Origin of the sequence: Luteimonas sp. TWI662 (assembly GCF_039673825.1) — a bacterium.
Classification (GTDB): Bacteria; Pseudomonadota; Gammaproteobacteria; order Xanthomonadales; family Xanthomonadaceae; genus Luteimonas.
Map to the genome: position 1 here is coordinate 26415 of NZ_JBDJMI010000014.1, position 22695 is coordinate 49109.

The window sequence follows — 22695 nt, forward strand, 5'->3', positions numbered from 1 at the left end:
CTCGCCGATGTCAGGTGGTCGCTTCATCGCCCAGCCATCCCTTCACCACCTGCGCCACGCGCTTGGAATCGGTCTTCACCGCCTCGCGGGCCTGCCGCAGGCGGTCTTCATAGGCATCGGACGGCAACGCGATCGCCGCCTGCGCGTGCGCCGGGCCCGACAGTGCGCCGATCTGCGCGGTGTCGTCGGCGAGCGCCGGCACGGCCTCGTCGTCGAGCAGCACGACCTCGGCAGTCTCGGGGTCGGCGCCGCGCCGGGGCTTGGCCGACGGCCCGGTGATCTGGCGCACCGCCGGGCGCACCACGCCGAACAGCAGCGCCAGCACGACCAGCGCGCCGAGCGCGATCCGCGCGATGTCGCGCAGCATCGGCTGCTGCCACCACGGCACCGCGCCGACGTCGTCGAGCGTCTCGCGCACGAACGGCGCGTTCATCACCGACACCACGTCGCCGCGGGCCTCGTCGAAGCCGACCGCCTGGCGCACCAGCGCCTCGATGCGCTGCAGTTCGGCCGCGGTCAACGGCTGCAGCGTGGTCGCGCCGTCGGCGCCGGTGCGCGGCACGTGGTCGACCAGCACCGCGGCGGTGACCCGGCGGATCCGGCCGCCAGGCTGGCGGGTGTGGCTGAGCGTGCGGTCGAGCTCGTAGTTGCGGGTCGCGCTGCGCGACGATTCGCCCGTGTTGCCTGCGGCCGCGGCGACCGCCGCATCGACTGGCGCCGGGTTGGCGGCGGTGTCGGGCAGGTTGCTGGTCGCGCCAGGGATGCCCTGGGGACCCGCGGGCGCGCTGTTCTCGCTGGTCTGCTCGCTGCGCAGCTTGGGCGGCTCGGCGTTGTAGAGCTCGCGCGCTTCTTCGCTGACCGAGAAATCCATGTCCACGGTGACCTCGGCGTTGACCCGGCCGGCGCCGGTCATCGGCTCGAGCAGCTCGCGGATGCGCTGGTTGAACGAGGTCTCCTGGCGCCGCGCCTGCTCGAACTGCTGCGCACTCATCGCCGCGTCCGGGTCCTGGCGGCTGTCGCTGAGCAGGCGGCCGTTCTGGTCGACGATGGTGACGCGCTCGGGCGCGAGGTCGGGGATGCTGGAGGCGACCAGGTGCACGATCGCGTCGACCTGTCCGCGCTCGAGACTGGCACCGCCGCGCAGCTCGAGCACGACCGAGGCACTGGCGGCCTCGCGCTGGCGGGTGAAGGCGCTGGGCTTGGGGATCGCCAAGTGCACGCGGGCGTCGCGCACCGGGCGCAGGGCTGCGATCGTGCGCACCAGTTCGGTCTCCAGCGCATGCTGGTAGCGCGCGGTCTCGACGAACTGGCTGACCCCGAAGCCTGGGTCGCGCTCCATCAACTCAAAGCCCAGCCGACCCGACTCGGTCAGCCCGGAGCCGGCGAGCTTCAAGCGGGCGTCGTGCACGTTCTGCTCGGGCACCGAGATCGCGCCGGTTGCCTGGTCGATGCGGAACGGGATCTGCGCGGTACGCAGCAGGTCGGTGGCTTCGGCCGTGGCCTTGGCGTCGAGGCCGGCGTACAGCGGCACGTAGCCGGGCGTCTGCGACCAGAAGAACACGATCAGGCCGCCGGCGATGGCCGCGGCCAGCAGCAGCATCTTGCCCAGGCGGCGGGCGAGCTGCATCTTCTCTAGCCGGTCGAGCACCTCGACTGCCTTGCCGCCGGCCTTGTCGGCGTTGAAGACATCCTTGGGAAGCGGGATCGCCATGGGTCAGTCGGTCTCCGGTGCCGTCACAGCGGCATGTTCATGACGTCCTGGTACGCCTGTACCAGACGGTTGCGCACTTCCACCGTGGCGCGGAATGCCACCTGCGATTGCTGCGAGGCCACCATCACCTTGGCCAGATCCGCGCCCGGCTCGCCGAGCTCGAATGCGCGTACCAGCGCGCCGCTGCGTTGCTGCGCCGCGTTCACGCCCTCGATCGCGTTGCGCAGCGTCGCGCCGAAGCTCGGGCTTGCCGCGCCTGCGACGCCACCCGGCGCCTGCGCGCCGCCCAGGCCCTGGACCGGGATCGCATCCGAGCGCGCGGCATCGGCGGCGATCGTCTCGCGCGCCTGCGCCATGGCCGGCATCTGGCCCTGGAAGCTGCGGATCTGCGAGAGGATCGAATTGACCGAATGGCTCATGGGGGCGGGGTGTCGGAAGCCTGCCGGGACGATGCAAGTCGCGTGCCGCGTGCCTTGCGACAGTGGCGCCGGACTCTTGGCGCCGCACCCGATGCGCGGTTTTGCCCGCCCGACAAAGGCGGCGCGCGTTCTCGGGTTGCCGGGTGGCGGGCGCGGCGTCCGCTCAGGCGGCCAGTTCGCGCTCGATGCCGTACTTGCGCAGCTTCTCGGCCAGCGTGGTGCGGCGCAGGCCCAGCAACTGCGCGGCGTGCGCGACGACGCCGTCGCTGCGCTCGAGCGCCTCGCGGATCAGGCCCAGCTCGATCCGTGCCATATGGTCGCGCAGGTCCAGCCCGTCCTCGGGCAACTGCGTCGGTTCGGCCGCGTCCGCGGTCGCAGCGGGCGCTTGGACGTCCGCCGTCGGCGCCGCGAGCGTCGCCGCAGGCGTGTCGATCAGATGCTCGCGGTAGCGTTGCGGCAGGTCCTGCACGCGCACCATGCCGCCTGGATTGAGCACCGCCAGGCGCTCGACCAGGTTGCTCAGCTCGCGCACGTTGCCCGGCCAGGCATAGCCGGCCAGGGCCTCGATCGTGTCGGCCGCGAAGCGGATCTCGCCGCGGCCGTTGCGCGCCAGCTGGCCGGCGATCGTGGCCATCAGCTCGGGCAGGTCGTCGCGCCGTTCGCGCAGCGACGGCATCTCGATCGGGAACACATTGAGGCGGTAGAACAAGTCCTCGCGGAACTGGCCCTCGCCGATCCGTGCCTCGAGGTCGCGGTGGGTCGCCGCGATCACGCGGACATCGCAGCGGATCGACTGGTTGCCGCCGACGCGCTCAAAGCACCGCTCCTGCAGCACGCGCAGCAGCTTGACCTGCATCGGCAGGCTCATGTCGCCGATCTCGTCGAGCAGCAGTGTGCCGCCCTCGGCCATCTCGAAGCGGCCCTTGCGCGCCGACAGTGCCCCGGTGAACGCGCCCTTCTCATGGCCGAACAGCTCGCTTTCGAGCAGTTCGGCCGGGATCGCACCGCAGTTGATCGCCACGAACGGCCCATCGCGTCGGGCCGAGCGCTGGTGGATGGCGCGCGCGGCGACTTCCTTGCCGGTGCCCGATTCGCCCAGCACCAGCACCGTGGTGTCGAACGGCGCCACCTGGTCGATCATGCGTCGCAGGCGCCGGACCGGCTCGCTGCTGCCGGTCGGCCCGAAGCCCTGCTCGGTCGAGGCCTGGCGGTCGGCATCGATGCGCTTGAGGCTGGCGATGCGCAGCAGGTTCTCGAGCTGGGCGTGGCGCAGCGGCGATTCCAGCGTCCACACCCCGGCCTCGTGCAGGCCGTGCGCGGCAGCGAACGTCGGCGCTTCGCCGTCGATCAACAGCACCGGCGGCGCGATGCCGGCCTGGCCCAGCCAGCCGAAGAAGGCGGGCGCGGCGGCATCGTCGGCGGCGATGTCGCCGACCAGCACTGCGACCCAGTCGCTGGACCGGTGGCGCGCGGTGGAGATCTCGCCGGCCTCGGCGACCCAGCGCGGACGCAGGTCCATGAATTCGAGCAGCGTGCACAGCCGCTCGGCGCGGTCGCCGTCGGCGTCGATGACCAGGATGCGCGGCTCGCTCACAGCTGCGCTCCCGGCTCGCCCTGCGGATGGCGCAGGCTTTCGAGGATCTGCATGACTTCCTGGATATAGGACAGCTTGCTGACGAAGTTGTCGGCGCCGGCGCGCGTGGCGTGCTCGCGGTGCTCGGCGTCGTCGAAGTGGCTGGCGATCACGATGTAGGGCGGGTCGTCCTGCGCCTTGATCAACCGCGCGGCCTGCAGGCCGCCCATCTCCGGCATCGCCAGGTCCATCAGCACCACATCCGGGCGCAGCGCCTCGGATTGCGCGATGGCCTCCAGGCCGTTGCCGGCGGTGCCGACCACGTCCAGCCAGTCCAGTCGGCGCAAGTGGCGCAGCGCGGCATTGATGAAGCCGTCGTGGTCGTCGACCAGCAGTACCTTGATCTTGTCCATGGGGGTCTCAGGCCGTTCGGGCCAGTGGCGCGGACGCCGGGGCGCGGCGCAGACGTGCGGGCGGAATGTCGAGCTGTTCGCGGTACTTGGCGACGGTACGCCGCGCGATGTGCACGCCCTGGCGTGCGAGCAGCGCGGCGATCGCGTCGTCGGCCAGCGGGCGGTGCCGCGGCTCGGCCTCGATCAGCCGCCGGACCATCGCCCGGACCGCGGCGCCGGAGACTTCCGCGCCTTCCAGGCGCACTGCGAAGAAGCGCTTCATCTCGATCGTGCCGCGTGGCGTCTGCAGATACTTGCCGGTGGTGATCCGCGAGACCGTCGATTCGTGCATGCCGATCGCCTCGGCGACCTCCTTGAGCGTCAACGGCGCGATGGCTTCCTCGCCCTGGGCCAGGAAGGCCGCCTGGCGTTCGACCAACACGCGCGCGGTGCGCAGCAAGGTGTCGTAACGCATCGACAGGCCACGTGCGAACCAGCGGGCCTCCTGCAGCAGTTCGCGCATCGGCGCGGCGGCCTCGCCGCCATCGGCAAGCAACCGCTCGTAGCCGGCGTTGATCGTCACGCGCGGGGTTGTGACCGGGTTCAATGCGACGCGCCAGCCGGCGTCGGCATGCCAGACCACGACATCGGGCACGACCGCGTCGTCGGATACGGGGGCGCCGGTCTGGGCCGGGCGCGGATCGAGCGCGCGCACCAGCGCGATCGCTTCGTGGATATCCTCGACCGCGCGGTCGAGACGGCGGGCGATCGCATCGACATCGTGCGCGGCCAGCAGGTCGAGCGCGACCGCGACCAGGCGCCGGGCCAACGGACGGCCGGGCACGTGGCCGGGCTGGGCGTCGAGTTGCGCCAGCAGGCACTCGCGCACGTCGCGGGCGGCGATGCCGGCCGGATCGCCGGCCAGCAGCCGCTGGCGCACCGCCTCGGCTTGCGCCGCCGAGCAGCCCAACTGCGTCGGCGCCTGTTCGGCGAGCGCCTCGGGCGGCGCGACCAGATAACCGGCCTCGTCGCAGTGGCTCAGCCAGAACGCGGCGATCGCCAGTTGCGCGTCCGAAAGTTCCAGCGCCAGGCGCTGCAGGATTCGCCAGTGCGGATCGCTCGACGGCTCGGCCGCGATCCGCTGCAGGCCGTCGTCATCGCCGCTCCAACTGGCGCTGCGCACGTCCCACATCGTGCTGTCGGGCAGTTCGTCGAACGCGGCGACCTCGACCCGGCCATCGGGGATGGCGTCGGTATCGACCGGAGCGGGCGCGGCGACGGGGACCTCGTCGAGCTCCAGCATCGGGTTGTGCGCGAGCACGCGGCGCACTTCCAGCTCCAGTTGCTGCCCGTCGAGCTGCAGCAGACGGATCGACTGCAGCAACTGCGGTGTGAGGTGCAGCTGTTGGCCGAGCTGCAGCGAGGCGGAGGCCTTCATGTCGGAATCCCGTCGCGCCGGACGTCGACGCGTGCAGGCATCGTGAAGGCGGCGTGACGGCAACGCTATCGGGCCGTTCCCCACGTCGGCAAGGGATTGCCTGACTGCTGTCGGGGTTTCCCCCACACGCCGATCGGCACCGGCGCCGGAATTCCGGCGGCGCGGCGTCAGTCTCCGGCCGGCCGCTGCCGCGCGGCGAGCAGCACCAAGTCGTTGGCGCGCCGGCAACCGAGCGTCTCCATCATGCGTGCACGGTGGGTTTCCACCGTCTTGATGCTGATCGCAAGCTCGGCGGCGATCTCCTTGCTGCTGCGCCCGCGACCGATCAGGTCGAGGATCTGCTGCTGGCGCCTGGACAGCGCATCGACGCCGCCCTGCACCGGGCGGCCGAACATCGGTGCCATCAGCCGCGACGACAGCCGTGGGCTGAGATACAGCTCGCCGGCCGCTGCGGTGCGCAGCGCCAGTTCCAGTTCCATCGGGGCGGCGTCCTTGACGATGAAGCCGGTCGCGCCGCGTTCGATCGCCGTGCGCACGTGCTGGGCGTCGTCGTGCATCGACATGATCAGCACGCGGGTGGCGGGCAATTGTGCGCGGATCGCGACCATGGCCTCGATGCCGCTGCGGCCGGGCAGCGAGAGGTCCATCAGCACCAGATCCGGGCGATGGGCCAGGCTCAGCGCCAGCGCCTCGTCGGCGCCGCTGGCCTGTGCGCACACATCGACGTCGTCGAAGCCCTGCAGCAGCCGGTCCAGGCCGGCCCGCACCAGCGTGTGGTCATCGACGATCAATACGCGCACCAGCCCGGTCCCCTCCTGGCCGCCGTCTGAGCGGCCTCCCGGTGGACAGGATACGTCAGCGCGGGGCAGGCGGGTTTCAGCGCCGCCGTTGTTCGGCGACCTGGCGCCGGTGCAGGCGGAACAGATGGCGGTCCAGTGCCTCGACGAGGTCGGCGCGCAGACCGGCGAAAGCCAGCCACACCCGGCTCCCGGCATGGCCTTGTTCGCAGGCCACGACGGTCGCCGGCAAGGCCAGATGGTCGGGCAGCCAGTCGGCCGGCTGCAGCCGCACGATCGCGGCCGCGCCCGGCGGCAGATGCTCGCCCGGTTCCAGGTCGACCCGCAGGCCATGGCAGGACCAGTGCAGCCGGCGATCGACCAGGCCGTCGTCGCGCCGCGCCAGCCGGCCGAGCAGGGCGAGGATCAGGTCGAGCTTGGCGTCCATGCGCTGGGCCAGCAGCGGCAGGTCGCCGTGGTCCTCGCCGCCGTCGTCCTTGCGCAGGTCCTCGATGTGGGCGAGTGCCGACAGCAGGGTGATGGCCTCGGCCTGTCGGCCGGCGCCGTCGGCCGGTTCGATGGCCATCGGCAGGTCGAGCTCGCAACTCAGCGCGTCGCCGAACAGCCGCGCCTCGGCTTCGGCGGGCGTGGTCGATGCAAGCGGATTCACGGCGTCTGCTCCAGTCCGGCATAGAGCCTGGAGGCCGCGTTGGCACGGTGTGCCTGCCGCAACCGCGCGGCGGCCGTGTCGCGGCGTGCGCCCAGGCGTGCGGTCAGCGCGAGTTGGGCGTCGAGCAGGGCGCGCAGCGCCGGCGCCGGTGGCGCGTGCCCGGCGGATGCGCCCACTGCGGGCCCCACCGTGGCCTGCAGGCGCTGGTGATAGGCGTCCAGCAGGCCGGCCGCGGTCTCCACGTCATCGTGCGCGATCGCCGCATCGAGCGCGGCGAGGTCGCGGTGCAGGGCCTCGAGCCCACTCATGCCGATGCGCCGGTCGCTTCGTTTGCCGCCTTGCCGGGCCCGATCGCGGCCCAGGCGGCATCGACCTCGGCCAGCAGCGCCAGCGACTCGCGCAGGCCGGTCGGGTCGTTCTGCAGGTTGGCTTCGGTCAGCCGACGGACGATGTAGTCGTAGAGCGAGGAGAGGTTGGCGGCGATCTCGCCGCCGGCTTCGTGGTCGAGCGAGCCGTCGAGATGGCCGACGATCGCGCAGGCCTCTCCGATTGCCTTGCCCTTGCGCGCCTGATCGCCCCGTTCCAGGCAGGCTTCAGCCAGGCGGATGCGCTCGCAGGCGCCGGCCAGCAGCAACGCAACCAGCCGGTGCGGATCGGCCTCCATGACGGCGCCCTCCAACTGCGTCTGTCGGTACTGCTGGGCATAGTTGCGGGGCATCATCGGGCGTCTCCGAGGGATTACTTCGAGGTCTGCGCCGACAGCGCGGCGAGCTGCTGGGCGAGATAGGAATTGGTGGTGCTCATCTGCGCCATGAGCTTGTCGAGGGCGACGAACTGCGCCTTGTAGCGCTCGGCGACGCCCTTCATGCGCAACTCCAGCGCATCGCGCTGCTTGCCGATGTCCTTGAGCTGGCCATCGAGTCCGTCCTTGCGCGAAGTGAACGAGCCTTCTTTGCCGACATAGGTCTTGACCACCGCGTTGAGCCGGCTGGCGATGCCGGTCTGCCCGGTGAACGCCGCCGCGATCTTGGCCGGATTCTCGGCCATCGCGGCGTCGAACTTGGCGGCATCGAGCACCAGATTGCCGTTGGGATTGGGGTGGCCCTGGGTCTGCAGGCCCAGAGTCTTGGCATCCAGCCCCTGGGCGGCGAGTTGGCCGAGCAGTTCGCTCATCACCCCGCGCAGTTGGGAGCCGGCGCCGCGCATCTGCGCATCGCCGGTCAGCGACGACGGCGTCTTGGTCTCGGCGTTGTAGCTGGTGGCGGTGGTGATGGCGTTCAGAGCGGCGTTGTAGGCCTTGACGAAGCCTTCGACCGCGGCGCGGCTGCCGGTGGGATTGGCGTCGACCTCGACGATGCTCGTCCCGGCATCCTTGAGCTTGAGAGTCAGTCCCTGCACCGTATCGGTGACGGTGTTGCTGGCACTGGTGCTGACCAGCCCATCGATGGCGATCCGCGCGTCGCTGGCGGGCGTCTGCTCCGCCAGGCCGTCGACCAGGCCGTGCAGAGCGCTGTCGCCCTCGAGCACCGAGATCGTGATCGCATGCGCCGCGCCGGTCTTGGCGCTGCCCAGAGACAGGTGCTGGCCCTTGTCGGAGGTCAGCAGCGCGGCCTGCACGCCGTGCTTGCCGGCGGCGGCGGTGATCGCATTGCGGATGTCGGCCAAGCTGGCGTCCTTGGCCACGGTGACATCGACGATATCCTTGCCGATCCCGACCCGCAGGGTACCGGCCCCGAACTTGGTGGCCTTGCCGATGCCGTCGCCGACCAGCTTGTGGGCGGTGGCCAGGCGCTCGACCACGACCTCGTAACGCCCCAGCGGCGTATTGCCGCCGACCGTGGCGCCGAGCACGGTATCGGTGACGGTCCCGCTGGGCGGCGTGCCGGTCGTCGAGCGCGAGCTGACCATCCGAGCGCCCAGCGCCTCAGGCTTTTGCAGGGCATCGAGCGCGGTCTTGAGGCCGTCGAATGCGGACGTCACCCCGCCCAGGCCCGAAAGCTTGAACTTGGCGTTGGTCTCGAGCTTGTTCAGGCGCGTGTCGTGCGGCGCACGATCGGTGTTGACCAGCTTGGTGACGATCGCACTGATGTCCAGGCCGGAGCCCACGCCGCCGTAGCCGAAGGAATAGTCCGCCATGTCCGGTCTCCCGTTGCCCGCCGACGCCGCGCCGTGCAGGCACGCGCCGTATGGAATGGATATCGGCGCCGACGCGCCGCGCTTGAGTCGACGTCGGACATGCAGGTTGCATGCCAGCGGACGATCGGCGTCCCGCCGGTATGTTCCGCACAGGGTCTGCAGACAAGCGAAACCCGCCTTTCGTTGCCGAAAGGCGGGTTGCGTCCACGTCAGTGCGGGATGTGCGGCGCGATCAGCGCAGCAGGCTCAGCACGCTCTGCGGGATCTGGTTGGCCTGCGCCAGCATTGCGGTCCCGGCCTGCTGGAGGATCTGCGTGCGCGACAGCTCGGCGGTCTCCTTGGCGAAGTCGGTGTCGACGATGCGGCTGCGCGAGGCCGCCAGGTTCTCCGACCCGGTCTGCAGGTTCGCCACGACCGAGCTGAAGCGGTTCTGCACGGCGCCCAGGTCGGCGCGGGCCGAGTTGACCGACTTCAGGGCCGCGTCCATCGCCAGGATGGCGTTTTCGGCGCCACGCTCGGACGAGATGTCGAGCTGGGCGAAGCCGGTCGCGGCGGCGCCTTGGGCGAAGTTCGCCGTCGTGCCAGCGGTCAGGCCGGTCTGTTCGAGCAGGCCTGCGGCATCGCCTCCCTGGGCGGCGCCGACCGTGAAGTTGCCATTCGCCGACGACAGCGCGACATTGCCGTTGTCGTCGAGCGCGGCGGTCACGCCGGTGTTGTAGCTCTGGTTGTTGATCGCGGTGACCAGGTTGCTGGCGCGCTCCGACGCGCTGCCCGCGGCGCCGTAGCTGATCGTGATCGCCTCGGAGCTGTCGCCCGACGGCAGCACGCCCTGCAGCGTGAAGCTGCCCGCGGTGAAGCTGCCCGGCGTGGCAGCGCCGGCTTCGGTCTGCGCGGCCACTGCACCGGTGATCCCACCGGTCAACGCGACAGCGGCACCGGAGGTGTTGCTGAAGGTGACGACGCCGTTGTCCGCGGCGGCGGTCAGGCCCGCGGCCTGGTCGGTGATGCCCGCGGCGATCGCGGTGGCCAGCCCGGCCGCGTCACGACCGGCCGCGGCGGCGATCTCCACGTTGGTGCCGTTGACCGCGAACGTGAACGCAGCGGCCGCATTGGCGACGCCCGCAGTGTCGAAGGCCAGCGTGCCCGGCGTGGCAGCGCCGCCGCCCGCATCCGCGCCGCCGGTCGCGGCGACGCCCGTGGCCGTTGCCGAAGTGGCGGCTTCGTTCCAGTTGCCGAGCTTGCTGATATTGGCGTTTGCGATCTGCGCAACGCTGATCGTCTGCCCCTGGTTGGCGCCGACCTGGAAGGCCTGGTTCTGGAAGCTGCCGTCGAGCAGCTTCTTGCCGTTGAAGTTGGTCTGCTCGGCGACGCGCTGGATCTCCGACTTCAACAACTGAACTTCGGCGTTGAGCGCAGCACGGTCTGTGCCGGAGTTAGTGGCGTTGCGCGACTGCACCGACAGCTCGCGGATGCGCTGCAGGTTGTTGCCGATCTCGCCCAGCGCGCCTTCGGCGGTCTGTGCCAGCGAGATGCCGTCATTGGCGTTGCGGGCGGCCTGATTGGCACCGCGGATCTGGGTGCTGAAGCGCTGGGAAATCGCCAGGCCGGCGGCGTCGTCCTTGGCGCTGTTGATACGCAGGCCCGAGGACAGGCGCTGGATCGTCGTCGACAGGCTGGCGCTGTTGGTCGACAGGTTGCGCTGGGCGTTGAGCGAAATGGTGTTGGTGTTGATGACGGACATTGCTGGTCTCCTGGATGAGGGATCCGGCGGGTACAGGGCCTTGCCGGGTGGCTCCGCAGGGGCTTGCCGTCTCACCGGCCCTGTCCTCTGCTGACACCATTAACGGCGTGCCGGGGCTGGGCTTTAGGGTTGTCGTTGCACATCATGGGACCGGTTGCCATCTGCCCGTTCGCTGGGCCTAGGTGAGGTCCGCGGGAGGCACCGAGTCGCGGCGACCGAACACAGTCTTGTTGTTCATTGGCTTTTTGTATCCATTCATTTACATTTCGTGCGAAATGTATAGGATGAGCAACGAAACCGAGGAGCCTGCCGTGACTGTCGAACGTGTTCCCGACGTGGCAACCCAGGCCAGGTATAGCGGGCAAAGGCTGCGCGACAGGCGCAAGTCGCTGGGCATCAGCATGACGGCCGCCGCTGAAGCTGCAGGCATGTCGCGCGTCACTTGGCATCGACTGGAGCGCGGCGAGACCTCCGTCGCTTGGGGCTATGTCCTCGCGGCGGTGCATGCGCTGGGGCTTGAGGTCGAGATCGAAGTCCCAGGTGCGGCTTCGACTGCATCCGCGCCTTCGGATCTCCCAGCGCTGCCGCTGACGATCCGCCTCTCCGATTACGCGCAGTTGCAGCGCTTGGCGTGGCAGGTCGGCGACGGCGCCACGATCCTGTCACCGCGGGAGGCGCTGGCGCTTTACGAGCGCAATCGGCGACATCTGGACATCGCGGCGCTCGCCTCCGGGGAGCGCGCCTTGATCGATGCGTTGTCGCAGGTGTTCGACGTGGATGTCCTCGGTGTTTGAACGCGGTCATCACCGCCGGATCGCCGCTGTGCTCGACGCGTTGGACGGCGACCGCCTGCGCCAGGCCCAATGCTGGTTCGGTGGTGGCACCGCCATCGCCTTGGCCCACGGCGAGTATCGCGAATCGGTGGACATCGATCTGATGGTGTCGGATGTTGCCGGATATCGCTGCCTGCGACAGATGCTGGCCGGTCGCACATCTGACGCCCATCCTGAAGGCCGGTCGGACGTCACCGACGGTGACCCGCGCCCTTCGCGCGGACCAATACGGCATTCGGGCATGGCTCGATGTAGACGGTGTGCCGATCAAGTTCGAGATCGTGCTTGAGGGCAGGATCGAATTCGACACGCCCCGCGTTCGCGACACGATCTGCGGCATTCCGACGCTCACGCGCCCCGATCTCGTGGCAAGCAAGCTGCTCGCGAACGCCGATCGCTGGGCAGACGACAGCGCGTTCTCGCGCGACGCCCTGGATTTGGCCATGATGGCGCCGGCGCCCAGCACGTTGCGACCCGCCATCGCCAAGGCCCGGAGCGCCTATGGCGATGTTGTCGTGCGAGACCTTCAACGGGCGCTGGAGGCGCTGCATCGCCGACCCGAACACCTGGCGCGTTGCATGCGAGCCATGTCGATGACGTTGCCGCCAGCCTTGCTGCAGCAACGGCTCCGCGCGTTGCGGCTGAGACTGCAGCGCATGGAGCAGGCCTGAGCGTATCGCGAACGTGGGGGCTCGTGCAGAAGACGTTTCGCGGACGCGCCGTGGACGTCCAGGCGCCCTGCGCGTAGCTGGCCGTGCGACGCGCGGCGATGCTGCCTGGGTCAGCGCAGCCGATCGAACAGCGACAAGCGCTGCATCTGCACGAAGCTCAGCTGGGCGGCGTCGAGCGCGACCTTCTCGAGGTTGAACTGGGCGATGGCCTTGGCGTAGTCGAGGTCGCGCAGGCCCGAGAGCGTGGACTCGATGGTCAGGCCCTGGGCGCCGCGCAGGCTATCGGCGCCGTCGAGCGCCGACAACTGGGCGCCGCCGGCGGCGCGCGCATCGATGAAGTGGTCCTGCGCCGTGGCGATGTCGCGCATCGCGCCCTGCAGGGCATTCTGCTGCGCAGCCCTCTGGGCGTCGGTGGTCGGATCGAGCGCCAGCGCGCCGAGCAGGCGGTCGATGGTCGCGAACACGTCGCGCGTCGTCGCCGGGCCGACTTCGAACGCATCGCCATCGGCCGGCGTGCCGCCGAGCACCACGTGGACGCCCTGCACGGCGATGGCCTCGCCGTCGACGTGCGTGCCGCTGGCGACCACTTCGCCGGCGGCATCGCGCACCTCATAGGCGCCGTCCTCGCCGAACGCGATCCGGTACCGGCCGCCGTCCCAGCGCGACGAATCGGCGACCGAGAAGCTGCCGACCCGACCGGTGCCGGTGTTACCGGCCTGCGCGGCGACGTCCACGCGACCATCGCCGGTGCGCACCCGCAGGAACACATCGCTGCCGGGCAGGGTGTCGGCGACGAACAGTTGCGGGGCGACCTCGACCTGGCGCTGGGTCTGGTCGCCGCCATAGGCAACGCTGCCGGCGACCCGACTGAACGGCGGGCTGCCGTCCTGGGTGCCGCCGAACAGGTAGCGACCGGCGCCGTCGGGGCTGTTGGCCACTTCCAGCAGGCTGTCGCGCAGGCTGGTGATTTCGATGGCGATGGCCTGGCGGTCGCCGTCCGACAGCGAGGCACTGTTGGCGCGCACGGTCAGCTCGGTGATCCGGCCCATGATGCCGCCGGCCTGCGTCAGCGCGCTTTCCTGCATCCCCAGACGGTGCCGCACGGCGTCGCCGTTCTTGCCGAAGCGTTCGAGTTCGGCAAGCGCCCGATCCAATCCGACCGCGGCGCCGGCGCCGACCGGATCGTCCTTGGCGGTCAGCAGTTTCTGCCCGGTGCTCATCTGCTGCTGCAGGCGCGCCAGCGACGCCTGCTTGGACTGCAGCGAGGCGATCGACTGCTGGTAGAGCATGCTGGTGGAGATGCGATTGCTCATCGGCGGACCGCCCCCAGGATCGACTGGAACAGGGTGTCGGCAGTGGAGATGATCTGCGCGGCGGCCTGGTAGGCCTGTTGCAGTTGCAACATGTTCGCTGCCTCCTCGTCGAGATTGACGCCCGAGATGCTGGCGCGCGCCGACTCCGCCTGGGTGTGCACCACCGCCTGCGCTTCGGCGGCGTAGGCCGCGTGCCGGGCGGTGGAGCCGACGGCGGAGGTCAGGCCCGAGATCGCGCCGTTGAGGCTGACGTTGCCGCCGTCGAGCAGGCGCAGGTCGTCGAGCCCGGCGAGCAGGGCGGCGTTGCCGTTGTCGCTGGAGCCGGCGCCGGTCGGGCCGACTGTGAAGGTATCGCCCGCGGCCGGCCCGCCGTCGAGGACGAACGACCAGCCATTGGCCTGGATCCGCGCGCCCGGTGTGTAGGGGAACGGCCCGTCGCCATTGATCGTGTACTGATCGCCGTCGAGGAACTCGATGCTGGCCGGGCCCGCGAGCGCGGCCTGGGCATCATCGACGCGCATGCCCGACGGCTTGCCGCTGCCCTGGTTGTCGAGCGCGGCATCCACACGCACCGCCGTCGCGGCGGCGATCCGGCCCGGATCGGTGATCGCCACCGCCAGCCCACCGGCGACCTGGGCGGTGGGCTGCAGCAGGAAACGGTCCTGCTGCGCGGGCGTGCCGTCGACGACCAACGCGATGCCGCCCACCCGCAACGGATCGTCGGCGGTGCCGGTGCCTGCGACCGGCACCGCGACACCGGTGGCCGCATCGCTGGCCGACCAGGCGCCATCGCGCCACTGCACGACCAGATTGCGGCCATCGACTGCGGCGAGGTCGGCGACGCTGGCCGACAGCCGTGCCGATCCGCCGTTGGCCGTGTGGCCGGAGACCACCGGCGCGGGCACGCTGAAGAAATCGCCGCCGCGTGCGCCGGTCTGGTCGACACCAGCGGCGTGCCCGGCGTTGAAGCGCATGCCCAGCCCCAGCGCGATGCGGCCCAGTTCGGCCTGGGTCGGGTCCAGCACCTGGCTGCGGAACTCGAGCAGCCCACCCAGGCGTCCGCCCATCGCACGCTCGTCGATGCGCACCGTCTGGCCGGTGCCCTGCAGCGCGAGCTGCTGCCGTTCGGGACGGTAAGGGTCGGAGACGGTGGTCAGTTGCGAGGCCTGCGCCCCGACGACCAGCGCCTGGCCGCCGCTGGAGAACACGTTGATCGCGCCGCCGTCCTGCGCCACCGCAGTGCCGCCGGTCCAGCCGACGAGTTCGGTGATCAACTGGTCGCGCTGATCGAGCAGGTCCGGCGAGGCGGTCGACGCGCTGCTGATGCGTGCGTTGAGCTGGGCGATCTGGCCGGCCAGCCGGTTGACCTCGGTGGCGCCTGCGACCAGCCCGTTGTCGACCTCGGTCGCCAGGCGCCCGAACTCGCCGTGCAATTGCTGGAAGCGCGACGTCAGCGCCTTGGCGTCGCCGAGCAGGCTCTGCCGCTCGGCCGATGCCGAGGCCTTGGACGACAGGGCGCTGACGGCGTCGAAGAAGTTCGACCATTGCCCGGCGATGCCGGTGGCCGATTCGGACATCAGGCTGTCGACGCGGCCGGTGAGGCTGGAGAGTTGCTGCAAGCGGGCCAGTTCGCCGCCGCTGTCGATCAGCCGCGCATTGGCCAGATCGTCGGCGACGCGGCGGATGTCGCTGATCCGGGTGCCGCTGCCGATATAGCCCACGCCGATGTCGCGTGGGGTGCCGGTCGTGAACTCGACCTGCTGGCGGCTATAGCCGGGCGTCTTGAGATTGGCCACGTTGTGGCCGACGGTCGACAGCGCCCGCTGGAACGCAATCAGGGCGCTGGTGCCGGTGGTGAGGACGTTGGCCATGACGGGTCCTGGCGACTAGCGGCGGGTGAATGCCTGGCCGGGCGCATCGGCGCCGGCGAAGCGGAGCGGCTGCACGGCGTCGCCAGCCTCGCGTGCGACTTCGGCGATCGTCGACAGCGCGCGGCCCAGCGTGGGGCCGTTGGCGATCGCGCTGATCTTGTCGGCGTAGCGCGGATCGGTGGCATAGCCGGCCTGCTGCAGCGCGCTGGCGAAGCGGCGCACGTCGCCGCCCGACTCGAGCGCCTGGCGATAGCGGGGGGTCTGTTTGAGCAGCCGCACGTAGTCGGCAAAGCTCTCGGCCGGCGATGCATAGGCGCGGAACTGCGCGCGCTCGTCGCGGCGCACGCCGTTGCGGTACTCGTGGGTACTCGCGGTGGCGCGCTCGCCCTGCCAGCCCGTGGCCTTGATGCCGAACAGGTTGTGCGCGGTCCCGCCGTCGTCCTGGCGGATCATGCGCCGGCCCCAGCCGGTTTCGAGCGCCGCCTGCGCCACCAGCGCCCGGGCATCGACCCCGAGCTCGCGCGCCGCGCTCTGCGCGTGCGACCAGATCGAGGCGACGAAGCCTTCGGGCGTGCGCGCACCGAGCCGATCGGCGGCCGCGCGCGAGGCGCTTTCCAGCGCAGCCGCTCCCGGCACCAGCGCAGCCGCTCCCGGCACCAGCGCGGTCGCGGCCGCGCCTGCGGCCGAGGCTGCAGGCTGCACGCGCGCCAGCAGCCGATCGATGAAGCCATCCATCGGCGAGGCCGGGCTCGCCGTCTCGCCGGACACGTCGGTACGCCCGGCGATCAGATCCAGGGTGCGCGCGCCCAGCGTTTCGGGCAGCAAGGACCGGTCGCCAGGGGCGGCTGTGGCAGGCGGCAGTGGCGCGGTCGGGTTCAATCGCGTGTCCAGCGCCGGGGCGGCCTCGGCGCCCCCCAATTGCCGTGCGATCGTCTTCGCCAGGCCCAGCCCCGGACCGTCGGTCAACGACTTGGCGAGCTTCTGGTCGTAGAGGTCGCGGTAGAGCTGGTTCTCGCCGGGGAACAGCGCATCGCCGAAGCTCGCATCGCGCATGCTCTTGATCAGCATCTGCGCGAACACGCCCTCGAACTGGCGTGCGGCGTCATCGATGCGGGTAGCATCGGGCCGTTGGCTGGGCGCAAGATCGATGGGCGTCGGGGCGATGCGCATGTCAGATCACCTCCAGTTCCGCGCGCAGCGCGCCGGCCTGCTTGAGCGCTTCCAAGATCGCGATCAGATCGCCGGGCGCGGCGCCCACCGCATTGACCGCGCGGACGATCTCGTCGAGCGAGGTGCCACCAGCGAACTTGAACATGCGGCTGCCGTCCTGGCCGATCTCGATGTCCGACCGTGGCGCCACGACCGTGCTGCCGCGGCCGAAGGCCTCGGGCTGGCTGACGTCCACGCTCTCGGTGATGGTCACGCTCAGCGAACCATGCGCGATCGCGGCCGGCAGCACCTTGACCTGCGCGCCGATGACCACGGTGCCGGTGCGTGAGTTGACGATGACCTTGGCCGGCGCCGAACCGGCGGCCAATTGCACGTTCTCGACCTGCGCGAGGAAGCCGATCCGCGCACCCGGGTCGTACGGCGCGCGCACCGCGACGGTCACGCCGTCGACCGCGCGCGCCGTGCCCGGACCGAAGCGCGCGTCGAGCGCGGCGACCATGTTGGCGATGGTGCTGAAATCGGCGCGGTTGAGATTGAGCGTCAGCTCGCCGCTGTCGCCAAGGTCCCCGGTCGCGACGCCGCGCTCGACCATCGCGCCGTTGGGGATGCGGCCCACGCTCGGGATATTGACCGACACCCGCGAGCCGTCGCGGCCCTGCGCGCCGAAGCCGCCGACGACCAGGCTGCCCTGGGCGATGGCGTAGACCTGGCCATCGGCGCCCTTGAGTGGCGCCATCAGCAGGGTGCCGCCGCGCAGCGAGATCGCATTGGCGATCGACGAGACGGTCACGTCGATTGTCTGGCCGGGCTTGGCGAACGGCGGCAGCTCGGCGTGGATCGCGACGGCGGCCACGTTCTTGAGCTGCGGGTTGACGTTCGACGGCACGGTCACGCCGAGCTCGTTGAGCATGTTGCGCAGGCTCTGCACGGTGAAGGGCGCCTGGCTTGTGCGGTCGCCGCTGCCGTCCAGGCCGACCACCAGGCCGTAGCCGACCAGCGCGTTGCCGCGCACGCCGCCGACGGTGGCCAGGTCCTTGATGCGCTCCTGCGCCCAGGCGGGCACGCACGCGCACAAGGCGAGCGCGACGACGAGGAACGGGCGGAGGCGGGCAGGGCGCATGACGGGACTCAGTAGGGAGACAGCCGCGAGTTGAAGAACCGGCCGAGCCAGCCCATCGCGTTGGACTGGGCGATCGCGCCGCGGCCGCCGTAGACGATCCGCGCGTCGGCGACACGGCCCGACGGCACGCTGTTGTCTGGGGCGATGTCGGCCGGGCGCACGATGCCCTGGACCTGCACCAGTTCGTTGCCCTGGTTCAAACGCAGCTCCTTGCTGCCTTCGACCACGAGATTGCCGTTGGGCAGGCGCTGCACCACGGTGACGGTGATGCTGCCCTGCAGGCGGTTGCTCTGGGTGCTGCGGCCGTTGCCATCGAAGCTGCGCTTTCCGCTGGCGCTGGCGCCCAGCACCTCGCGCCCACCGATCGTGACCGGGGCGCCGAACAGGTTGGGGGGCGCGATTGCCACGCTGCTGTCCTTGCCGACCTTGGTCGCGGCGTTGGTCTGCGCGATGGTGCTCTCGATCAGCTGGATCGTGATCAGGTCGCCAACCTCGCGCGCGCGCTTGTCGGCGAACAGCGACAGCCCGCCGCCGCCGGCCTGGTAGATCGCACCCTGGGTCGCATACGTCGGCGGGGCTGCGACCGGCTGGATCGGCGCCAGCGCAGGATAGGGCCGGACATCGCCGGCGGCCACGCAGCCGCCGAGCAGCGCGGGCAGGGCCAGCAGCACGAGCGCGCGCGGCGCGGAAGGCGGACGGACGAACATGACGGCCTCAGATCTTGTTGTTCAGATAGCCGAGCATCGAATCGGTGGTCGAGATCGCCTTGGCGTTCATCTCGTAAGCGCGCTGGGTCTCGATCATGCTGACCAGCTCCTCGACCACGTTGACGTTGCTGCCTTCCAGCGCGCCCTGTTCGATCAGCCCCAGCCCGTTGAGGCCGGGCGTGCCGTTCTGGGCAGGGCCCGAGGCCGTCGTCTCCAGATACAGATTCTCGCCGCGCGCCTGCAGGCCCGCGGGATTGATGAAGTCGGTGATCGTCAGCGCGCCGATCTCCAGCGCCTGGCCTTCGCCGGCCATCTGCACGGTGATCGTGCCGTCCTGGCCGATCGTCATCGCCTGCGCGCCCTCCGGGATCTGGATGCCCGGCTGCACCGCGAAGCCGCTGTTGGTGACCAGTTCGCCCTGTGGGCTGATCTTGAAGCTGCCGTCGCGGGTGTAGGCAGAGGTGCCATCGGGCAGCAGCACCTCGAAGAACCCGCGACCGTTGACCATCACATCGAGCGCGCGGCCGGTCTGCTGTGGATTGCCCTGCTGGAAGTCCTTGGCCGTCGACACCACGCGCACACCGGTCCCCAACTGCAGGCCGGTTGGCAGCTGCGTCTGCGCCGAGGTCGCACCGCCCGGCTGGCGGACCTGCTGATACAGCAGATCCTCGAAGTTGGCGCGGTCGCGCTTGAAGCCGGTGGTGTTGGTGTTGGCCAGATTGTTGGAGACCACCGACATGCGCGTCTGCTGCGCATCCAGCCCGGTCTTCGCCACCCACAGTGCCTGGTTCATCGTCGTGTCCTCGATGCGGCGCACCGCGCCGTCCCCAATCAGCGATGCAATCCCCGTGCCATCGCCTCAAAACCGGGGTCAGAGTGCAATTACGTAGCGACTGCATCGGGTCGTCTTGCCACGACGACGAAATTGCACTCTGACCCCGGTTTTGAGACGCCGGTTTTCTAGCGTCAGCCGCCCAGGCGGAGCAGGCTGTTGGCGGCCTGGGCGTTGTCGTCGCCGCGCTGGATCAATTTGACTTGCATTTCGAATTGGCGCTGCAACTGGATCATCTGCACCAGGGCGCCGGCGGCGTCGACGTTGCTCGATTCCAGGGCGCCGGTGGTCATGACGTTGCCGACAGCCTGGGCCGGCGGCCGCTGGGGATCGGCGCTGCGCATCAGCCCGTCGAGTCCGCGTGTGAGCCGGTCGGGGGGCGCTTCGACCACACGCAGGCGGCCGACGATTGCCAGCGTCTGCGGGCCTTCGCCCAGGGGCACGATCGACACCGTACCGTCTTCGCCGATGTCCAGCGCCTGGTGCGGCGGCAGCGCCAGCGGCTGGCCGTTCTCGTCGATCAGCGGATGTCCGCCGCCGGTCACCAGCTGGCCGTTGGGGGTCGGCGACAGATTTCCGGCGCGGGTATAGGCCTCGCCGCCGTCGGCCGACTGCACCGCCAGCCAGCGGTCGGGCCGCAGCGAGACATCGAGCGCGTTGCCGGTGACCCGCTGCGCACCGACCCGGCTGTCGAAGCCCTGATCGATGTGCATCGCGTCGATGCGCGAGGCGTGTTCGCCGCCGGGCACGCGATACGCCTGCGTGTTGGCCAGCGCGGCCTTGAACCCGGCGGTTTCGGCATTGGCGAGGTTGTGCGCCACTGTGCCCTGGGCCTGCAGCGTGGCGCGCGCGCCGCTCATGGCGACGTAGAGGGCTTTGTCCATTCGGCGGGCTCGGTCAGCGAGAAGCGAGAGAACGCGACGTGCAGCGGGCGGATCACCGGGCCGTCGATACCTGACGCGCCGGTGGCCGAACCCCGGCCTATCGGATGTTGATGACCGACTGCGTCACCTTGTCCTGGGTCGAGATCATCTGCGCGTTGGCCTGGAAGTTGCGCTGGGCGACGATCATGTTGACCAACTGTTCGGTCAGGTCGACGGTCGACGATTCCAGCGCGCCGGCCTGCAGCTGGCCGAAGTCGGCGCTGTCGGGCACGCCGGTGCGCGAGGCGCCCGAGTCGTAGCTTTCGGCCCAGAAGTTGTTGCCCTGAGACTTGAGGCCCTGCGGGTTGACGAAGGTCGTCAATGCGACCTGGCCCAGCGCGGCATTGGCGCCGTTGGAGTAGCGCGCGAAGACCACACCGTCTGCGGCGATACTGATCTCGTCGAGCTTGCCGGCCGCGTAGCCGTCCTGGCGGTTGTCGCGCAGCTGGAAGCCGTTGCCGTATTGGGTCGAGCCGCTGACATCGAGCGTCACCGCGACCTCGCCTGCGCCATTGCCCGGCGCGAACGGCGTCAACACGATGCGGCCGTCGGCGGGCGTGGCCAGCGCGCCGTTGTCGGTGAAGGTGAGCGTGGCGACATCGCCCACGCGTCCGCCGTCGATGTAGGTGTGCACCTGCCATTCGTTGGCGGCTTCGGTCTTGACGAAGTACGAGGTCTGCACGTGGCTCACGCCCAGCGAGTCGAACACCGTGACGCCGCCGCTCGAGGCGGTGTAGCTGTTGGGCTCGCTCGGGTCGAAGGCCGCGATCGTGGGCGGCTGCGCGTTGCCGGGCAAGGTGAACTTCAGGTGGACCGCGGTGGTCGCGCGCGGCGGACTGTCGGTGGTCAGCAGTTGCAGATCGGTGACCCGGCCGATGTCGAAGCCATTGCCGTTGGCGCTGGGCGGATAGACCTGCAGGCGGGCCCCGTCCGGGGTGCCGATGTACCCCTGGTTGTCGGCCTGGAAGTTGCCGGCGCGGCTATAGAGCCGGGCGCCGTTCTTGTTGAGGGTGAAGAAGCCCTCGCCGTCGATCGCCATGTCGAGATTGCGACCGGTCGGCGCGATGTTGCCCTGGGAAAACTGCTGGGCGACGTTGCTCAGCTTCACACCCGAGCCGACCGCGTTGCGCGCCAGGCCGTAGGACGTGCGCGAAAACAGGTCGCCGAACTCGGCGCGCGATGCTTTGAAGCCGGTGGTGTTGACGTTGGCGATGTTGTTGGCGGTGACGTTGAGGTCGGCGTTGGCCGCGTTGATGCCGGACAGGGCGGTATTGAAGCTCATGGCGGACTCCGTTGAGGTCGAGCGCGGATGAAAAGGGCGGTCAGTTGACGCGCAGCACGTAGCCGATCGGCGCGGTGCCCAGGCCGTCGAGGTCGAGGTAGAGGCCGTCGCGGCCGACCGACACGCTGTCGACGCGGGCGCGCACATAGGTGCTCAGTACCGAGGACTCGCCGCTGCCTGCCAGATGGCGTGCAGCGATGCCATAGGTCCCGGCCGGCAGCCGGTTGCCGGCGGCATCGGTGCCGTCCCAGGCGAACGCGACCTCGCCAGCGGCATGCGCGGGCACGCTGAACTGGTGGACCAGCTGGCCGTTGGCGTCGGTGACGTCGAAGTTCACGGTACCGGCCGCCGGGGCGGCGACCAGGCCGCTCGCAGCCCCTTCGTTGGGCAGCGCCAGCTTGGCCGACGGCAGCACCACGTCGCGGCCGACCAGGCTTGCGCCGCGCATCAGCTGGTCGCTGGCCATCGCACTGGCGAACCCGTTGACCGAGGTGTTGAGATCCTGGATGCCCTGCACGGTCGAGAACTGCGCCAGCTGGCCGAGAAACGCGCTGTTCTCCATCGGCTTGAGCGGGTCCTGGTGCTTGAGCTGCTCGGTCATCAGCCGCAGGAAGTCGGCCTGGCCGAGCGAGGCGTCCTTCTTGTCGGTCGCCTTGCCGCCCCCGGCCAGGCCGAGGCTGTTGGCGATGTCGCTGGAGATCGTGCTCATCAGCGGCCCATGCTCAGAGTGGCGACGGCCAGTTCCTTGGCGGTGTTCATCATCTCCACGCCGGCCTGATAGCTGCGCGAGGCGGAAATCAGGTTGACCATCTGCGAGACCGGGTCGACATCCGGCGCGTACACATAGCCCTGGGCATCGGCGAGCGGATGGCCGGGTTCGTAGCGCTGGATCGGCGGAGTCTCGCGCTCGACGATGCCGGCCACCTGTACGCCGGTCAGGGCCGGGTCGCTGGCGTGCGCGCTGGCGCGAAAGACCGGCTCGAGCGGCCGGTAGACCTGCTCGGGCGAGCCGGCAACCGAGTCGGCGTTGGCCAGGTTGCTGGCCAGCGTGCTCAGGCGGACCGACTGGGCCTGCATGGCCGAACCGGCGACGTCGAAGATCGGCAGGTTGCTCATC

At 70.0% G+C, this 22695-nt stretch carries 24 protein-coding genes; 3 read left to right on the plus strand and 21 right to left on the minus strand.

Going from position 1 to position 22695, the window contains the following annotated elements:
* Positions 1-10 precede the first annotated feature (10 nt).
* The 11 genes from fliF to ABE488_RS11040 form a co-directional block, all read right to left on the minus strand.
* Positions 11-1711 (minus strand): flagellar basal-body MS-ring/collar protein FliF, encoded by a 1701-nt coding sequence (fliF, locus tag ABE488_RS10990; protein ID WP_346442579.1) that lies wholly within the window; start codon positions 1709-1711, stop codon positions 11-13.
* A gap of 23 nt (positions 1712-1734) precedes the next feature.
* Positions 1735-2130, minus strand: a complete 396-nt coding sequence (fliE, locus tag ABE488_RS10995; RefSeq protein WP_346442578.1) for a flagellar hook-basal body complex protein FliE — start codon at positions 2128-2130, stop codon at positions 1735-1737.
* Positions 2131-2293: 163 nt separating this feature from the next.
* A complete protein-coding gene (locus ABE488_RS11000; protein ID WP_346448361.1) occupies positions 2294-3724 on the minus strand; it encodes a sigma-54 dependent transcriptional regulator in 1431 nt (476 codons plus the stop codon).
* On the minus strand, positions 3721-4116 hold the full coding sequence (locus tag ABE488_RS11005; protein ID WP_346448363.1) for a response regulator transcription factor: 396 nt from the start codon (positions 4114-4116) through the stop codon (positions 3721-3723). Before ABE488_RS11005 ends, ABE488_RS11000 begins: the two co-directional genes overlap by 4 nt.
* A 7-nt stretch (positions 4117-4123) precedes the next feature.
* The gene (gene rpoN, locus ABE488_RS11010) at positions 4124-5533 is read right to left on the minus strand and encodes an RNA polymerase factor sigma-54 (RefSeq protein WP_346448365.1); all 1410 of its coding nucleotides are present in this window, start codon (positions 5531-5533) and stop codon (positions 4124-4126) included.
* Positions 5534-5700: 167 nt separating this feature from the next.
* Entirely contained in the window at positions 5701-6333 is a 633-nt protein-coding gene (locus ABE488_RS11015; RefSeq protein ID WP_346448366.1) for a response regulator transcription factor, read from the minus strand.
* A gap of 76 nt (positions 6334-6409) precedes the next feature.
* Complete coding sequence (locus ABE488_RS11020) at positions 6410-6979, minus strand: PilZ domain-containing protein (protein WP_346442569.1); 570 nt, start codon at positions 6977-6979, stop codon at positions 6410-6412.
* The gene (locus tag ABE488_RS11025) at positions 6976-7287 is read right to left on the minus strand and encodes a hypothetical protein (protein ID WP_346442568.1); all 312 of its coding nucleotides are present in this window, start codon (positions 7285-7287) and stop codon (positions 6976-6978) included. Before ABE488_RS11025 ends, ABE488_RS11020 begins: the two co-directional genes overlap by 4 nt.
* Complete coding sequence (fliS, locus tag ABE488_RS11030; protein ID WP_346448368.1) at positions 7284-7700, minus strand: flagellar export chaperone FliS; 417 nt, start codon at positions 7698-7700, stop codon at positions 7284-7286. Before fliS ends, ABE488_RS11025 begins: the two co-directional genes overlap by 4 nt.
* A gap of 17 nt (positions 7701-7717) precedes the next feature.
* Positions 7718-9115, minus strand: a complete 1398-nt coding sequence (fliD, locus tag ABE488_RS11035) for a flagellar filament capping protein FliD (protein ID WP_346448370.1) — start codon at positions 9113-9115, stop codon at positions 7718-7720.
* 232 nt (positions 9116-9347) lie between these two features.
* Positions 9348-10856, minus strand: a complete 1509-nt coding sequence (locus ABE488_RS11040) for a flagellin (RefSeq protein WP_346448372.1) — start codon at positions 10854-10856, stop codon at positions 9348-9350.
* A gap of 284 nt (positions 10857-11140) precedes the next feature.
* Here ABE488_RS11040 and ABE488_RS11045 point away from each other — a divergent pair, with 284 nt between their 5' ends.
* The 3 genes from ABE488_RS11045 to ABE488_RS11055 are packed head-to-tail and all read left to right on the plus strand — an operon-like array spanning position 11141 to position 12360.
* Positions 11141-11650: a helix-turn-helix transcriptional regulator gene (locus tag ABE488_RS11045; protein ID WP_346448373.1), complete on the plus strand. Its 510-nt coding sequence runs from the start codon at positions 11141-11143 to the stop codon at positions 11648-11650.
* Positions 11634-11978: a nucleotidyl transferase AbiEii/AbiGii toxin family protein gene (locus ABE488_RS11050; RefSeq protein ID WP_346448375.1), complete on the plus strand. Its 345-nt coding sequence runs from the start codon at positions 11634-11636 to the stop codon at positions 11976-11978. Before ABE488_RS11045 ends, ABE488_RS11050 begins: the two co-directional genes overlap by 17 nt.
* Positions 11950-12360, plus strand: coding sequence for a nucleotidyl transferase AbiEii/AbiGii toxin family protein (locus ABE488_RS11055; protein ID WP_346448376.1), 411 nt, complete (start codon positions 11950-11952; stop codon positions 12358-12360). The genes ABE488_RS11050 and ABE488_RS11055 overlap by 29 nt, the downstream gene beginning before the upstream one ends.
* Positions 12361-12470: 110 nt before the next feature.
* Here ABE488_RS11055 and flgL read toward each other — a convergent pair whose 3' ends face one another.
* The 10 genes from flgL to flgC all read right to left on the minus strand — a co-directional run bounded on the left by flgL (position 12471) and on the right by flgC (position 22694).
* Positions 12471-13673 (minus strand): flagellar hook-associated protein FlgL, encoded by a 1203-nt coding sequence (gene flgL / locus ABE488_RS11060; RefSeq protein ID WP_346448378.1) that lies wholly within the window; start codon positions 13671-13673, stop codon positions 12471-12473.
* Positions 13670-15544, minus strand: a complete 1875-nt coding sequence (gene flgK / locus ABE488_RS11065) for a flagellar hook-associated protein FlgK (RefSeq protein WP_346448380.1) — start codon at positions 15542-15544, stop codon at positions 13670-13672. The genes flgL and flgK overlap by 4 nt, the downstream gene beginning before the upstream one ends.
* Positions 15545-15559: 15 nt before the next feature.
* Positions 15560-16714 carry a glucosaminidase domain-containing protein gene (locus tag ABE488_RS11070; RefSeq protein ID WP_346448381.1) on the minus strand — a complete coding sequence of 385 codons (1155 nt, stop codon included), beginning with the start codon at positions 16712-16714 and terminating at the stop codon, positions 15560-15562.
* Position 16715: 1 nt separating this feature from the next.
* Positions 16716-17834, minus strand: a complete 1119-nt coding sequence (locus ABE488_RS11075) for a flagellar basal body P-ring protein FlgI (RefSeq protein WP_346442552.1) — start codon at positions 17832-17834, stop codon at positions 16716-16718.
* Between the two features lie 8 nt (positions 17835-17842).
* Positions 17843-18541 (minus strand): flagellar basal body L-ring protein FlgH, encoded by a 699-nt coding sequence (gene flgH, locus ABE488_RS11080; protein ID WP_346442550.1) that lies wholly within the window; start codon positions 18539-18541, stop codon positions 17843-17845.
* A 7-nt stretch (positions 18542-18548) separates the two neighbouring features.
* Positions 18549-19334, minus strand: a complete 786-nt coding sequence (gene flgG, locus ABE488_RS11085) for a flagellar basal-body rod protein FlgG (protein WP_346442548.1) — start codon at positions 19332-19334, stop codon at positions 18549-18551.
* Positions 19335-19507: 173 nt separating this feature from the next.
* Positions 19508-20257, minus strand: a complete 750-nt coding sequence (locus ABE488_RS11090; protein WP_346448383.1) for a flagellar basal body rod protein FlgF — start codon at positions 20255-20257, stop codon at positions 19508-19510.
* A gap of 97 nt (positions 20258-20354) precedes the next feature.
* Entirely contained in the window at positions 20355-21578 is a 1224-nt protein-coding gene (flgE, locus tag ABE488_RS11095) for a flagellar hook protein FlgE (RefSeq protein ID WP_346448385.1), read from the minus strand.
* A 40-nt stretch (positions 21579-21618) separates the two neighbouring features.
* Positions 21619-22287 (minus strand): flagellar hook capping FlgD N-terminal domain-containing protein, encoded by a 669-nt coding sequence (locus ABE488_RS11100; protein ID WP_346448387.1) that lies wholly within the window; start codon positions 22285-22287, stop codon positions 21619-21621.
* Positions 22287-22694, minus strand: a complete 408-nt coding sequence (flgC, locus tag ABE488_RS11105) for a flagellar basal body rod protein FlgC (protein ID WP_047135034.1) — start codon at positions 22692-22694, stop codon at positions 22287-22289. Before flgC ends, ABE488_RS11100 begins: the two co-directional genes overlap by 1 nt.
* Position 22695: the final 1 nt, after the last annotated feature.